Origin of the sequence: Brachyspira intermedia PWS/A (genome assembly GCF_000223215.1) — a bacterium.
Taxonomy (GTDB): Bacteria; Spirochaetota; Brachyspiria; order Brachyspirales; family Brachyspiraceae; genus Brachyspira; species Brachyspira intermedia.
This window is the reverse complement of the sequence record NC_017243.1, coordinates 497,700-513,064: the sequence shown is the minus strand read 5'-3', so window position 1 is coordinate 513,064 and position 15,365 is coordinate 497,700. Positions and strand designations below refer to the sequence as shown.

Annotated in this window: 11 protein-coding genes; 2 read left to right on the top strand and 9 right to left on the bottom strand. The window is 29.8% G+C overall.

Going from position 1 to position 15,365, the window contains the following annotated elements:
* Positions 1-6 precede the first annotated feature (6 nt).
* From dapB to BINT_RS02270, 7 genes are all read right to left on the bottom strand, one after another.
* Positions 7-702: a 4-hydroxy-tetrahydrodipicolinate reductase gene (dapB, locus tag BINT_RS02300; RefSeq protein WP_014486945.1), complete on the bottom strand. Its 696-nt coding sequence runs from the start codon at positions 700-702 to the stop codon at positions 7-9.
* 22 nt (positions 703-724) lie between these two features.
* Positions 725-1,606 carry a 4-hydroxy-tetrahydrodipicolinate synthase gene (gene dapA / locus BINT_RS02295; RefSeq protein ID WP_041177183.1) on the bottom strand — a complete coding sequence of 294 codons (882 nt, stop codon included), beginning with the start codon at positions 1,604-1,606 and terminating at the stop codon, positions 725-727.
* Between the two features lie 65 nt (positions 1,607-1,671).
* Complete coding sequence (locus tag BINT_RS02290) at positions 1,672-2,853, bottom strand: M20 metallopeptidase family protein (protein WP_014486943.1); 1,182 nt, start codon at positions 2,851-2,853, stop codon at positions 1,672-1,674.
* 353 nt (positions 2,854-3,206) lie between these two features.
* Positions 3,207-3,521: a flagellar motor switch protein FliN gene (fliN, locus tag BINT_RS02285; RefSeq protein ID WP_041177182.1), complete on the bottom strand. Its 315-nt coding sequence runs from the start codon at positions 3,519-3,521 to the stop codon at positions 3,207-3,209.
* Positions 3,522-3,665: 144 nt separating this feature from the next.
* A complete protein-coding gene (fliN, locus tag BINT_RS02280) occupies positions 3,666-4,748 on the bottom strand; it encodes a flagellar motor switch protein FliN (RefSeq protein ID WP_014486941.1) in 1,083 nt (360 codons plus the stop codon).
* A 4-nt stretch (positions 4,749-4,752) separates the two neighbouring features.
* Positions 4,753-5,784, bottom strand: a complete 1,032-nt coding sequence (gene fliM, locus BINT_RS02275) for a flagellar motor switch protein FliM (protein WP_008722421.1) — start codon at positions 5,782-5,784, stop codon at positions 4,753-4,755.
* 46 nt (positions 5,785-5,830) lie between these two features.
* Entirely contained in the window at positions 5,831-6,376 is a 546-nt protein-coding gene (locus tag BINT_RS02270) for a flagellar basal body-associated FliL family protein (protein ID WP_012670913.1), read from the bottom strand.
* 261 nt (positions 6,377-6,637) lie between these two features.
* On the opposite strand from BINT_RS02270, the gene pyrR reads away from it, so the two are divergent.
* A complete protein-coding gene (gene pyrR, locus BINT_RS02265; RefSeq protein ID WP_014486940.1) occupies positions 6,638-7,165 on the top strand; it encodes a bifunctional pyr operon transcriptional regulator/uracil phosphoribosyltransferase PyrR in 528 nt (175 codons plus the stop codon).
* Between the two features lie 67 nt (positions 7,166-7,232).
* On the opposite strand, the gene BINT_RS02260 is transcribed toward pyrR, so the two are convergent.
* Complete coding sequence (locus BINT_RS02260; RefSeq protein WP_041177181.1) at positions 7,233-13,349, bottom strand: midas domain-containing protein; 6,117 nt, start codon at positions 13,347-13,349, stop codon at positions 7,233-7,235.
* Between the two features lie 52 nt (positions 13,350-13,401).
* Here BINT_RS02260 and BINT_RS14645 point away from each other — a divergent pair, with 52 nt between their 5' ends.
* The gene (locus tag BINT_RS14645; protein ID WP_014486939.1) at positions 13,402-13,587 is read left to right on the top strand and encodes a hypothetical protein; all 186 of its coding nucleotides are present in this window, start codon (positions 13,402-13,404) and stop codon (positions 13,585-13,587) included.
* A gap of 254 nt (positions 13,588-13,841) precedes the next feature.
* Here the strand turns inward: BINT_RS14645 and BINT_RS02255 are convergent, their stop codons facing one another.
* On the bottom strand, positions 13,842-15,365 hold the full coding sequence (locus BINT_RS02255; RefSeq protein ID WP_041177180.1) for a midas domain-containing protein: 1,524 nt from the start codon (positions 15,363-15,365) through the stop codon (positions 13,842-13,844).

Genomic DNA, 15,365 nt, shown 5'->3' with positions numbered 1-15,365 from the left:
TATTTATTATTGTAAAACCTCTTTCATTCTATAAAGACCAGGTTTCTTACCTATAAGGAATTTAGCAGCTTTAATAGCACCATTAGCAAAAATTCTTCTAGAAGTAGAAGAGTGTTTGATTTCTATAATCTCATCATCTCCATAAAAAATAACGCTATGCTCTCCTACAACAGAACCTCCTCTTATAGAATGCATACCTATTTCTTTTTTATCTCTTACATGAAGACCATTTCTTCCGCTAACTAAAAACATTTCATTATCTAAAGCATCATTAATAATATTGAATAAACTCTTAGCTGTTCCGCTTGGAGAGTCAACTTTCCTATTATGATGTGTTTCAATGATTTCAATATCAAAATTTCTAAGTTGAGGAGCTATTTTAGCAACTACTTCATTCATTAGATTTATTCCTATACAAGTATTAGATGATAATACTATAGGTACATGTGTAGAAGCTTCAACTATCTTAGCAAGCATAGTTTCATCATAACCTGTAGTACATATAACCATAGGTATATTATTTTTTAAACTGTAATCTATCATAGCAGGAAGTCTTGAAAAATGAGAGAAATCTATAATAATATCTCCCTTTTCATTTGTAAAATCATCAGCAAAACCTGATATTTCTAATTCTCCTTCTTTTTCTATAACTTCTTTTAAAATTGAGCTCATAACTCCTGTTCCATGTATTAATACTTTCATATTTTTCTCCTTTAATTTTTATTTATTTTTTAAATCCATATTTATTTATAATATTTTTCACATGCTCTCTATTTTTATCACTTAAAGGGCCTAATGGAGAACGGCATTCACCAACATTAAATCCCATAATATTCATAGCCTCTTTTATAGGAGCAGGATTAGTTTCTATAAACATAGCTCTTACAAAATCTATATATTTAATTTGAGTTTTAATAGCTTCATTAACATTTCCATTAAGAAAATTCATAACCATATCATGATTTTCTTTAGGAATGATATTGCTTGTAACAGATATAACACCCTTAGCACCCAAAGCCATCATAGGAGTTACCATATCATCATTTCCAGAATATAAATCCAATTTAGGTGCAATATTAACTATATCTGCAACATAACTAATATCTCCGCTTGCCTCCTTAATTCCCTGAATATTAGGAATCTCAGACAATGTTTTAATAACATTAAGAGATAATTTTACCCCAGTTCTTGAAGGAACACTATACATAATTACAGGACATTTAACACTATTTGCTATTTTTGTATAATAATCAATAAGGCCGCTTTCATTACCTTTATTATAATAAGGAGTAACAGCCATTACCATATCAGCACCATATTCATAAGACTTTTTACTGAACTCTACTGCAGATGCTGTGTTATTAGTTCCTGTACCGGCTATAACTATAGTTCTTTTTTTTGTACGCTCTATACAAAATTTAATAACCTGCATTCTTTCTTCAGGTGTAAGAGTAGCACTTTCTGCTGTAGTACCCGCTGCAATTATAGCATCTGTTTTATTTGCTATTTGAAATTCAATTAACTCTTCTAATTTCTCGTAATTAACTTGATTATCTTCCGTAAATGGTGTTATTAAAGCTACACCGGCTCCTTCAAATAATGACATATTCATCTCCTTTAATTATATATTGTATTTCTTTTTTTTCTATAGTTTTAAGCAAAATAATAATGTTACTTTATAAACTTATCCTTGTTTTTATATGTATTATAAACATTCAATACCTGCATTTTAACCCCTATATTAATGGCATTTTCATCTATATCAAATAAACCATTATGAATAGGAGCATTTATTTTCTCATTGGAAACTCCCAAACTAAAGAAAGCCCCTTTTACCCTTTGAACATAATAACTGAAATCTTCAGCTGTCATATTAGCTTTTTCAAGCAAACAATTTTCTTTACCTAAAAAAGATTCAGCAGAATTTTTCACTATATTAACAGCATCATCATGATTAATCAAAGCAGGATAAGAAGGAATATTAACAAACTTCGCATCAGCATTAAAACTTTTTGCTGTATTGTTAATTATATTTTCTATCATATTTAATCTTTTATTTCTAGTATCATCATCGCATAGCATTCTGATAATACCTTCCATATTAACATTATCCGCTACTACATTATTAGCACTGCCGCCATTTATAGTACCTATATGAAGCCTCATACTTCCGTCTGTAAATGCTGAAGTGAAGCTATGAAGCTGAGTTATAATATGAGCAGCAATTACTATAGCATCTGTACCATTATATGATTTAGCTCCATGTGCAGATTTTCCATATATATGAATTTCAAACATATTAGAGCTAGCATACATTGCTCCGTAAGTAACGCTTACTTGTCCCACATTTATTTCAGGACGAACATGAAGCCCATAAATAACATTAACATTATCTAAAGCATGTTCTTTTATCATAGGCAAAGCCCCACCTGTAGTTTCCTCGGCCGGCTGATATATAAGCCTAATATTACAAGGAGGCTTTATTTCTGAAAAATATTTTGCTATGCCTGTAAGCACTGTAGTATGAACATCATGCCCGCAAGAATGACATTTACCCTTATTTTGTGATGAATAAGAGCAATTTTTTTTATCCTCCATAGGCAAAGCGTCCATATCGGCCCTAAAAGCTATAGTAAAATTTTTATCCTCGCCTTCTATATCCGCTATTATTCCTGTTTCAGCAACTTTATTCTTGTATTTTATATTTAATGAATCAAGTATAGAAGAAATTTTTTCTGATGTTCTAAACTCCTGAAATCCAAGTTCAGGATGAGCATGCAAATCTCTTCTTAAATCTATTAAAAAGTCCTTCATAGCTGAAAGAACATTTTCTGATATTATATTGTCCTGCATTATTTAAACACCTCAACAAAAAAAACAATTATACCGTATAGATATAAAATATTATTATGCATGTTATTTTTATTAATTTTAGAATTATTAAAAAGATTACTTCTTAGATTTTGAAAGGGTACGTTTTGAAGATTTATAGAATTTAGAAAATTGAAAGCATGTATTTGAATGATTATATGAACGTCCTGAAATACAGGTGAATGAAGTGTACATTCTAAACTCCTTAAATTTTTATTTATAGTAATATTATTATATGTAATAATATATTAAAAGTCAAGAAAAACTAAATTATTTTTTAATAAAAAAGATTTTAATTATTAGAATATAAAAATTATGGAATTAATTGAAATATATTATTTATTTTTCTCAGTATCTGCTGCAACTGTATTATATACTGAATCAACAATATCAGTAACTCTCACGCCAAAACATTCATCTATAACTACGACTTCACCCTTAGCTATTAATTTACCATTAACAAGCAAATCTACAGGCTCACCAGCTAGTTTCTGAAGCTCTATGATAGAACCTTCACCAAGACTTAATATCTCTTTAATACTTAAACGTGCTCTTCCCAATTCTACTGTTACATTTATAGTAACATCCATCAATAGGCCGATGTTATTAGTAGGTATACCATTAGAATTTTTATTATCTACATTACTCATTATTTTACTTCTATTATTTATTGTATTACACGATCGATTATATTATATATATTTATTCAATAATTTCAATTATATTTATAAAAAAATAATAAAAAAGCGGGAAATTACTCCCGCTTTCATTATATTGGTAATTATTTTAACTTATTATCTAGGTTTATTAGTAAGTCTGTCCATAGGGTTGATAATATCAGTAACACGAACACCAAAGTTTTCATCTATTACTACAACCTCACCTTTTGCTATTAACTTACCATTAACAAGCAAATCAACAGGCTCACCGGCTAACTTTTGAAGCTCTATAATAGAACCTTCACCAAGTCCTAATATATCTCTAATAGTCATAGTAGCTCTTCCAAGCTCTACAGTCATGTTCATAGTTACATCCATGAGCAGACCGATATTTCCTGTTCCTTGTACATCAGAAGCAGGCATTAGAGAGTTGAACTCAGCATGCTGTACTCCTAATTGAGGACCTGAATCAAAGGCTTGATTATCTACAAGTCCTGCCATAGAATTATTAGCAGAAGTTCCGGCATTTGCAGTATTTCCTCCAGCAGCAGGTGCAGCAGTATTATTAGATGCAGAACCTATAAGGCTTTGTAATAATGGAAGCTCTAAAGCAAATACATAAGGAGCATTTTCCACTTCACCTTCAATAGAAAGTGAACCGCTTACTATAGCCAATGGACCTGGTATATTAATACTGAAAGCATCTTCCAATATAGAAGTTTCTATAGGAGAGTTAGTAAAACTTCCTCCGAACCTTGAAGATAAAGCACTGTCAGAAACTCCAACCATTTGTGAGAAAGCTTCTTTCAATACTTGTGATACCATATCATTCAAAGCTGCTTCTTTTTGTCCCATCATAAGAGAAGCAACTATTAAAGCCTCATTTTCTCCCATGAAGTAATAAACATTTCCATTGATAGAACCAGTATATCCTACTTTAGCCTCTACCATTTTGCCGGAAAGCATTTGATGTAAATTATTTACATCTCCGACTGTAGTTGTAATATTAGTGATAGATACGGTTTTTGTAGAAATAGATGATAATGAGAAAGCCTGATTCTCAGCTATCATTTTTGCAGCTTCATTAAATAGCTGTTTATCTACATTTCCGCCTCCATTGCTTGATGCTTTAGGAGCAGTGTCTCCTCCAAAAGCTTCATCGGCACCTTTTAACAAAGCTTCTATTTCGTCTTGAGATAATGCACCGTCACTCATCATAACCTTAATCCTCCTCTTTTAATAAATCGTCTTCGGTTATATCAGCCTCTCCATCCATAACACCTGTAAGCTGTACAGCCATTCTGCTGCCTGATATACCAGGACGACATAAGAATTTCTTTCTGTTTCCTATCTTAAATATGACAGGATCTGTAATCTTAGTATCTGTAAACTTAACAACATCACCTTTCTGAAGATTGAGAATGTCTGATAGCGGTAATTGCATAGATCCAAGTTCCGCCGAAGTTTCAACAAATATATTTTGTAATTTTTCTTTTATTATCTTTAAATTCTCGCTAGTGCTGCCTCTTCTAATAGATGCATACCAATATTGAGCTGAAAACTTAGATAGTATAGGCTCAATAGTAATATATGGTATACAAAAGTTCATCATACCTTCAACATCAGCTACTTTAGTTTCCAAAGTAATTAATACTACCATATCGTTAGGACTAACCATTTGAGCAAACTGAGGGTTAGTTTCTATAGAACCTAAACGCGGTCTTAAGTCTATTACCTGCGACCAAGCCTCTCTCAAGTTACCTAGTATTCTTACTATAATACCTTCCATAACTGATAACTCAATATCTGTAAGCTCTCTGTTTAAGTTCTTAGGACTTTCACCAGGTCCGCCGAACAATCTATCAATTATAGTAAATGTGATAGATGGGTCAATCTCTAATATGGAACTTCCTTTCAAAGGGTCCATACTTACAATAGCCAAAGTAGAAGGATTGCTAACACTTCTTATAAACTCTTCATAAGTAAGCTGATCTACACTTGCTACGTGAATACCTACTAAAGTTCTTAACTGTGCAGATAATGAAGTTGTGGTAACACGAGCAAAGTTTTCATGCATCATCTGAAGCGTTCTAATTTGGTCTTTTGAAAACTTATCGGGACGTTTAAAGTCGTATATCTTTATCTTTCTATGCTCTACTTCTACACGTTTAGTATCAATATTATCTAAACTTTCACCTGATGATATAGCACTTAATAACGCATCTATTTCGCTTTGTGACAATACTTCTGTCATACGAATATCCTTCTCTTATAAATTTTTTCAATAGCATTCTTTAGCATTAGCTTAACAAGAAGTTATCAAATAATATACCATCTATTTGACCATTTCTAAGCATACTATTAATTTCCCGCTTAATATCAGCTTTTAATTGCTCTCTGCCCTCATTAGTCCTCAACTGATCATAAGTATAAGAACTGAGTATAGTAGTGATTCTATCTCTTATCATATAGAATCTTTCTGGAAGTTCTACTGCAAGCTGTTTAGTATTAGTAGTATAAGTTAATATAATACTTACTTTTACATATCTTGCTACATCCATATCTGCAGTATTTACGTTAAACTCAGGGTCTATACGATAGATTGATGGTGGTGGCTGTTTTACCATATCATCAACAACGCCGCCCTGTACGCCTGCAGCTTTTCCTACACTTTTAGATACAAAAAATGCTATAAGCCCGGATATTAAAGCCACAACTAAAATGGCAGCAATTCCCATAAGTATTTTTACAATCATAGGGCTTAAACCAAATTTTTTCTTTGGCGCAGCTTCGGCTTGTTCTTCCTCTTCGCCTTCTTCCAAATCTAAATTTTCTTCGTCTGCCATATAATTTCCTCACTTAAATTAATATGTTATTTTACAATTATATAACAGTAAAATAAAATTAGCAACTCTTATGTTAACTTTAACTTTTTTTACTGTCCTTATATATAATATCGGTAAAGTAAAAAAACACTTAACATATTTTTTATGCAAAAGTAAAAAAATATTATGTTGATTTTTTTTACTATAATCGTTATAATTTTCATAATTGCTTAATTAAAATTTAAACAAAGCGATTAACTTAAAATATCAAAGGAGTATTAAATGAGAGTTTTACTAAAAGCTGAAGAATATGAAAAAGTTCTCCCTAGACTTGCTGCGGAAATCATTGAAAAAGAAGATATGGACAAATTAGCTATTGTTGGTATAAGAAGAAGAGGTGATTATTTAGGTATAAGATTAAAAAAACTTTTAGAAGAAAAAATCAAAAAAGAAGTACCAATTGGAGCAATAGATATTAACCTTTACAGAGATGATTTGTCTACTCTCTCTGAGTTTCCAGAAATTAAAGAAACTGACATACCTTTTGATATAACTGGAAAAACTATATTGCTTGTCGATGATGTTCTTTACACAGGAAGAACTATTAGAGCCGCTCTTAATGCACTATTTGATTATGGAAGACCAAAAAAAGTGGCTTTACTTGTTTTAGTTGATAGATTCGGAAGAGAATTACCAGTATCAGCTAATTATGTAGGTATTGCTCTTAATGTACCTCAGGACCAGTATGTATCTGTAAGAGTGAAAGAATTAGAGGGCGAGGATTTAGTTTTATTAAAAGATAAAAATTAAAAATATATTATTAATTAATAAAAAAGGGACTTATTTCAAGTCCCTTTTTTATTTGAAAAAATTAATTTCAGTCGCCAAATTTTCTAAATAAAGATGAATACATATCGTAAAATTCTGTCTTAGAGAAATCATTTAAATCTTCAGGAGACATTTTTTCCACAATATTTTTGAAATAGCCGAATAGTTTCTTGAACTTATTAATTTCATTTTCTGATAATAATATATCATGTTTAGAGCTGTACTCATTAGATTGTCCGCTAGATTCTTCGGATTCAAATAGCTTAATAGCATAATCTAAATCAGACTGAGTAATTTCTCCGTCAAAATCTTCTTCATCGTCTTCAGTATGTTTTTCATCTTCCATTAGTATAGGTTCATTGTCATCGCCTAAACTAAACTCTTCCTCAACTGCTACGTTGTCATCTAGATTTTCTTTTTCAATAGTTTCTAATTCTTTTTCTTCAGACATATTAGTCTCCTTATTTAAAAGCTCTTCCATAGAATCAAAATTTTCTAAAGATTTTGCTTTAGTATTATCTTCTTGAGTATTATTCTCATTTATTTTATCACTTATTCTTATAAGCTCTACACCGTCTTCATCATTGCCTTTAATAATATTTTCAAGCATATTGACATCAGAATCTCTTATCTCATCTAATTGAACATTATTTATATAAACAAGATCTTCTAATTCTTCATCGCTAACTTCTTCTTGTAATTCATTATTTTCATCATTCAATGCTTCTTCATGAGTTTCGGAATTAGATAAATAGTTTTGATATAATTCTTTTTCTTCGTCTGTTAAATCTTCTGATGAAGTATCTACTTTATCTAAATAGCCTTCGATCATAGATTTATCTTCGTCTGTCAAATCTTCTTCATTATTAATGATTTCTTCTTCTGCTTCTTCAATAGCTTCGGATAATTCTTCTTTTATCTCTTCCTCTGCTTCAGGTGATGGCTCTTTTTGCTCTTCTATTACTTCTGTAGTTTCTTCAGGTTCTGAAATTATTTCTTCTTTATTTTCTATTTCTTCACCTTCTTGAGGTTCTGATGTATTAGATAAATAATTTTGATATAATTCTTTTTCTTCGTCTGTTAAATCTTCTGATGAAGTATCTACTTTATCCAAATAGCCTTCGATCATAGATTTATCTTCGTCTGTCAAATCTTCTTCATTATTAATGATTTCTTCTTCTGCTTCTTCAACAACTTCGGATAACTCTTCTTTTATTTCTTCCTCTGCTTCAGGTGATGGCTCTTTTTGCTCTTCTATTACTTCTGTAGTTTCTTCAGATTCTGAATTTGTTTCTTCTTTATTTTCTATTTCTTCACCTTCTTGAGGTTCTGCATTAGATAAATACTTTTGATATAATTCTTTTTCTTCGTCTGTTAAATCTTCTGATGAAGTATCTACTTTATCCAAATAGCCTTCGATCATAGATTTATCTTCGTCTGTCAAATCTTCTTCATTATTAATGATTTCTTCTTCTGCTTCTTCAATAGCTTCGGATAATTCTTCTTTTATTTCTTCCCCTGCTTCAGATATTTGCTCTTCTATTACTTCGGAATGTTCTTCAACTGATATATTTTCTTCTGGTTCTGATATTTCTTTCTCTGTTTCTTCAATAACTTCGGATAATTCTTCTTTTATTTCTTCCTCTGCTTCAGGAGCTTGTTCTTCTTTTGATTCTTCTATTACTTCTATAGTTTCTTCAGGTTCTGAAATTATTTCTTCTTTATTTTCTACTTCTTCACTTTCAACTTCTTGAGGCTCTGCATTAGATAAATAATTTTGATATAATTCTTTTTCTTCGTCTGTTAAATCTTCTGATGAAGTATCTACTTTATCTAAATAGCCCTCAATCATAGATTTATCTTCGTCTGTCAAATCTTCTTCATTATTAATGATTTCTTCTTCTGCTTCTTCAACAACTTCAGATAATTCTTCTTTTATTTCTTCCTCTGCTTCAGATGTTTGCTCTTCTATTACTTCGGAAGGTTCTTCAACTGATATATTTTCTTCTGGTTCTGATATTTCTTTCTCTGTTTCTTCAATAACTTCGGATAATTCTTCTTTTATTTCTTCCTCTGCTTCAGGAGCTTGTTCTTCTTTTGATTCTTCTATTACTTCTATAGTTTCTTCAGGTTCTGAAATTATTTCTTCTTTATTTTCTACTTCTTCACTTTCAACTTCTTGAGGCTCTACATTAGATAAATAATTTTGATATAATTCTTTTTCTTCGTCTGTTAAATCTTCTGATGAAGTATCTACTTTATCCAAATAGCCTTCGATCATAGATTTATCTTCGTCTGTCAAATCTTCTTCATTATTAATGATTTCTTCTTCTGCTTCTTCAATAGCTTCGGATAATTCTTCTTTTATTTCTTCCTCTGCTTCAGATGTTTGCTCTTCTATTACTTCGGAACGTTCTTCAACTGATATATTTTCTTCTGGTTCTGATATTTCTTTCTCTGTTTCTTCAATAGATTCTGATAATTCTTCTTTTATTTCTTCCTCTGCTTCATGCATTGGCTCTTCTTTTTGTTCTTCTATTACTTCATCAACAGCTTCTGATGTATTTTCTTCTGATGTTTCTTTAGGTTCTCCTGAAATTATTTCTTCTTTATTTTCTCCACTAATATTAGATAAATAGCTTTTATATAATTCTTTTTCTTCATCTGTTAAATCTTCTGATAAGACATCTACTTTATCTAGGTAGTTTTCTATCATAGATTTATCTTCGTCTGTCAAATCTTCTTCATTATTGATGATTTCTTCTTCTAATATTTCTTCAATTTTTTCTGATAACTCTTCTTTTTTATCCTCTTCTTTTGGTTCATTTTCTGGTGCTGATGTTTCTTCAACTTTTATTTCTGTTGCTGCTATTAATTCATCATAATCTTCTTGAAGTTCTGATTCAGACTCTGCTTCTTTATTTTCTATTTCTTGAGATTCATTAGATTCTTTTTTACTTTCTGATTCTTTTACTTCAGCAGTATTAGCCAAATAGCTTTTATATAATTCTTTTTCTTCATCTGTTAAATCTTCTGATAATACATCCACTTTATCTAGGTAGTTTTCTATCATAGATTTATCTTCGTCTGTTAAATCTTCTTCATTATTGATGATTTCTTCGTCTGATTCTACAGCTGTTTCTATTTCAGTGGATAACTCTTCTTTTGGTTCTGAAACTTCTTCTTGTTTATGACTTTCTACATATTCTTCATTCATCTTCTTAAATTTAGATATGTAGTCGTCATCTGAAGTATTTTGATTATCATTTGATGCCTGACTTCTAAGATATTCATCATGCATCTTAGAGATATAATCATTAGTTAATTCTGGCTTTTCTTCTTCTTTTGAATCTTCTACTACTTCAGTAGCTTCTTCTTTTATTTCTTCTTCTAATGGTTCAGATATTGATTCTTCTGTTAATGATTCATCTACAACTTCAGTAGCTTCTTCTTTTATTTCTTCTTCTAATGGTTCAGATATTGATTCTTCTGTTAATGATTCCTCTACTGTTTCAATAGCTTCTTCTTTTATCTCTTCTTCTAATGGTTCAGATATTGATTCTTCTGTTAATGATTCATCTACAACTTCAGTAGCTTCTTCTTTTATCTCTTCTTCTAATGGTTCAGATATTGATTCTTCTGTTAATGATTCATCTACAACTTCAGTAGCTTCTTCTTTTATCTCTTCTTCTAATGGTTCAGATATTGATTCTTCTATTACTGATTCATCTACAGATTCAGTAGCTTCTTCTTTTATTTCTTCTTCTAATGGTTCAGATATCGATTCTTCTGTTAATGATTCATCTACAGATTCAGTAGCTTCTTCTTTTATCTCTTCTTCTAATGGTTCAGATATTGATTCTTCTATTACTGATTCATCTACAGATTCAGTAGCTTCTTCTTTTATCTCTTCTTCTAATGGTTCAGATATTGATTCTTCTGTTAATGATTCCTCTACTGTTTCAATAGCTTCTTCTTTTATCTCTTCTTCTAATGGTTCAGATATTGATTCTTCTATTACTGATTCATCTACAGATTCAGTAGCTTCTTCTTTTATTTCTTCTTCTAATGGTTCAGATATTGATTCTTCTGTTAATGATTCATCTACAACTTCAGTAGCTCCTTCTTTTACCTCTTCTAATGGTTCAGATATTGATTCTTCTATTACTGATTCATCTACAGATTCAGTAGCTTCTTCTTTTATCTCTTCTTCTAATGGTTCAGATATTGATTCTTCTATTACTGATTCATCTACAGATTCAGTAGCTTCTTCTTTTATCTCTTCTTCTAATGGTTCAGATATTGATTCTTCTGTTAATGATTCATCTACAGCTTCAGTAGCTCCTTCTTTTACCTCTTCTAATTCTTTATCAGATATCTCTGACATAGTATAATTATTTTCTCTGTAATCATCTATGATATCTTCTTCGTTTTCATTAACATAACCATCATCTATTTCTTCCAACTCTTCATCAGATATCTCTGACATAGTATAATTATTTTCTCTATAATCATCTATGATATCTTCTTCGTTTTCATTAACATAACCATCATCTATCTCTTCTAATTCTTCATCAGATATTTCTGACATAGTATAGTTATTTTCTCTATAATCATCTATGATATCTTCTTCGTTTTCATTAACATAACCATCATCTATTTCTTCTAATTCTTCATCAGATATTTCTGACATAGTATAGTTATTTTCTCTATAATCATCTATGATATCTTCTTCTTCACTTTTTGATACTTCTGCCTCATTGATTTCAACATCTTTAGTGATTAAATCAAGTTCGTTTCCAGACAATTGTATAACATCATCATCATTATCTATTGCAGTTATATAATTTGATTCATCTATATAATCAACATTATCTATATCAGGAACTACAACATTTCTATCATTGTATTGTATATTGATATCATCTTCTTTTAAATTATCTTCTTTTATTAAATCTACTTCTTTTGGTTCTTCATCATCTATTTCAGGTAATTCTAAATCTTCATTTATTGCTAATGAATCATCATTATCAATAACTAAAGAATTATCATCATCTAAGTCAGGTACTTCTATTTCCTCATCTTCTTCAGTATTTACAATAATATTATCATCATTATTAATCTGCTGATTATTAAAGAAAGAACTCAAATCAAATTCTTCGACTAGGTCAATAGATTCTAATTCTTCTTCTGTAAGAGCATCTTTTTCAGACACTTCTTTCATAAGAATATCTTGCTCTTCAGAATATATATGCTGAACAACATAATTCTGCTCATCAGAAAATTCAGCATCTTCAACATCTATATTATCTTTAGCATAAGAAGTTCTTTTTACTTTTGTACCGTCTTCCAATTCTATTAATGTATACTTATCTAATGATAATTCATCACTAGAATTGTCTTTTAGAATGTCAGAATCTTTTTCACTAATTTCTTCTGGATTTTCAGGATTCTCTGAAACAGATAAATCCTCATTATTATTTTCTGATGTTTCTTCAGATACTTCATTAGATGGAGATTCTTCTTCATCGTCTAAAATATTATCAATATCAAGAAGCTCTTCATCACTATATTCTTTCATTTCCAAATCTGATTTATCTTCTGAAGATTCGGTTTCTTCCACTATATTATCATTGATATTTTCTTCTGGATTCTCTGAAACAGATAAACCCTCATTATTATTTTCTGATGTTTCTTCAGATATTTCATTAGATGGAGATTCTTCCTCATCGTCTAAAATATTATCAATATCAAGAAGCTCTTCATCACTATATTCTTTCATTTCCAAATCTGATTTATCTTCTGAAGATTCGGTTTCTTCCGCTATATTATCATTGATATTTTCTTCTAAATTTTCAAGCTCTTCTAAAGCTGATAAGCCTTCATCAAGTACTTCTTCATCTTCTTTAGTTAAACTTTCTTCTGATATATCATTAAGAAGCTCTTCATCACTATATTCTTTTTTTTCTAAATCTAGATTTTCTTCTGAGGATTCAGTTTCTTCCGCTATATTATCATTGATATTTTCTTCTGGATTCTCTGAAACAGATAAATCCTCATTATTATTTTCTGATGTTTCTTCAGATATTTCATTAGATGGAGATTCTTCCTCATCGTATAAAATATTATCAATATCAAGAAGCTCTTCATCACTATATTCTTTCATTTCCAAATCTGATTTATCTTCTGAAGATTCTGTTTCTTCCGCTATATTATCATTGATATTTTCTTCTAAATTTTCAAGCTCTTCTAAAGCTGATAAGCCTTCATCAAGTACTTCTTCATCTTCTTTAGTTAAACTTTCTTCTGATATATCATTAAGAAGCTCTTCATCACTATATTCTTTTTTTCTAAATCTAGATTTTCTTCTGAGGATTCAGTTTCTTCCGCTATATTATCATTAATATTTTCTTCTAAATTTTCAAGCTCTTCTAAAGCTGATAAGCCTTCATCAAGTACTTCTTCATCTTCTTTAGTTAAACTTTCTTCTGATATATCATTAAGAAGCTCTTCATCACTATATTCTTTTTTTCTAAATCTAGATTTTCTTCTGAGGATTCGGTTTCCTCCGCTATATTATCATTGATATTTTCTTCTAAATTTTCAAGCTCTTCTAAAGCTGATAAGCCTTCATCAAGTACTTCTTCATCTTCTTTAGTTAAACTTTCTTCTGATATATCATTAAGAAGCTCTTCATCACTATATTCTTTTTTTCTAAATCTAGATTTTCTTCTGAGGATTCGGTTTCTTCCGCTATATTATCATCGATATTTTCTTCTAAATTTTCAAGCTCTTCTAAAGAAGATAAATCTTTATCATTATTTTCTGATATTTCTTCGACTATTTCATTAGATGGAGATTCTTCATCGTCTAAGATATTATTAATATCAAGAAGTTCTTCATCGGTATATTCCCTCATATTTAAACCTGATTCTTCTTCGGAAGCATCATCGTCTAAATATTCTTCCTCTATATCATTAATATTTTCTTCTAAATTTTCAAGCTCTTCTAAAGAAGATAAATCTTTATCATTATTTTCTGATATTTCTTCGACTATTTCATTAGATGGAGATTCTTCATCGTCTAAGATATTATTAATATCAAGAAGTTCTTCATCAGTATATTCCCTCATATTTAAACCTGATTCTTCTTCGGAAGCATCATCGTCTAAATATTCTTCATCATTATTTTCTTCTACGTTTTGAATATTTTCTAATGCTATTAAATCTTCTATATTAATATCTTTAGATGAATTATTATCAACATTTTCATTTGCATCGCTTGGCAAATCTTTTAAAGTATCTTCTAAATTATCTAGATCTGATTCACCTAAACGTATAGTTTCATCTTTAATATCTTCATTTAATAAATTATCAGTACCGATTAGATCTTCTATATTAATATCTTCTATTGATTTATTATTACCTTTTATATCATCTGATAATTCTTTTAAATTAGTTTCTAAGCTATCTAAATCTGATTCATCTGAATCAAGATTATCATCTTCAGAATTACTTTCTTCATTTGACATTATTTCTGTGGAAGTTAGATCTTCTGAATCACTATTATATTCTAAAGCATCATCTTTTTTAAAGCTTTCGTCTAAATTAAAATCTTCTACAGTTTCAATATTGCTTAATTCATAGCCCTCTAAAGATTCCTCTTCAGATTCTTTATGTATATTATTTTCTTCTTTAGAATATATATTATTTATTATTTCAGCTTGTTCTTCTGTTAATTCTGATGTATTTTCTGATTCTTTTTCAACTTTAATTTCTTCTTTCTTATCATTATCACTAGTATTTGGAAATAGTTTAGACATATCCATTTCAGAATCAACTATTTCTCCTGCCACTTCTATATCATTTTCTGATAAACTTAAAGTTTCCTGAAGATTTTTATAATTCTTATTTTCTTCTTCTGAATAAGCATTATTATTTACTTCTGTTCCTTCTTTACCTTCTAAATAATCATTAATTGAAGAATTTTCTTTTTCCTCATATTCTTTAGTAGTTATTATACCATTTATTTTAGGAGTTTCTTTATCAGAATTGCCTACAGCTATTACAGGGAATTCATTTTCATTAATATCTATAGTTCTTTCTAGGAATTTATTTATTTCATACTCATCAAGGGGGATGTCTTTATTTTTTTCAAAAACACTAGCGAACTCTTTTTCCAC

What these genes read in the sequence shown, in the direction of transcription:
- BINT_RS02270 (WP_012670913.1), bottom strand. Translation starts at nt 6,376, where the DNA reads ATGGCAGACGAAGAAAATTTAGATTTGGAAGAAGGCGAAGAGGAAGAA.
- fliM (WP_008722421.1), bottom strand. Translation starts at nt 5,784, where the DNA reads ATGACAGAAGTATTGTCACAAAGCGAAATAGATGCGTTATTAAGTGCT.
- BINT_RS02260 (WP_041177181.1), bottom strand. Translation starts at nt 13,349, where the DNA reads ATGAAAGAATATAGTGATGAAGAGCTTCTTGATATTGATAATATTTTA.
- fliN (WP_014486941.1), bottom strand. Translation starts at nt 4,748, where the DNA reads ATGATGAGTGACGGTGCATTATCTCAAGACGAAATAGAAGCTTTGTTA.
- pyrR (WP_014486940.1), top strand. Translation starts at nt 6,638, where the DNA reads ATGAGAGTTTTACTAAAAGCTGAAGAATATGAAAAAGTTCTCCCTAGA.
- dapA (WP_041177183.1), bottom strand. Translation starts at nt 1,606, where the DNA reads ATGTCATTATTTGAAGGAGCCGGTGTAGCTTTAATAACACCATTTACG.
- dapB (WP_014486945.1), bottom strand. Translation starts at nt 702, where the DNA reads ATGAAAGTATTAATACATGGAACAGGAGTTATGAGCTCAATTTTAAAA.
- fliN (WP_041177182.1), bottom strand. Translation starts at nt 3,521, where the DNA reads ATGAGTAATGTAGATAATAAAAATTCTAATGGTATACCTACTAATAAC.
- BINT_RS02290 (WP_014486943.1), bottom strand. Translation starts at nt 2,853, where the DNA reads ATGCAGGACAATATAATATCAGAAAATGTTCTTTCAGCTATGAAGGAC.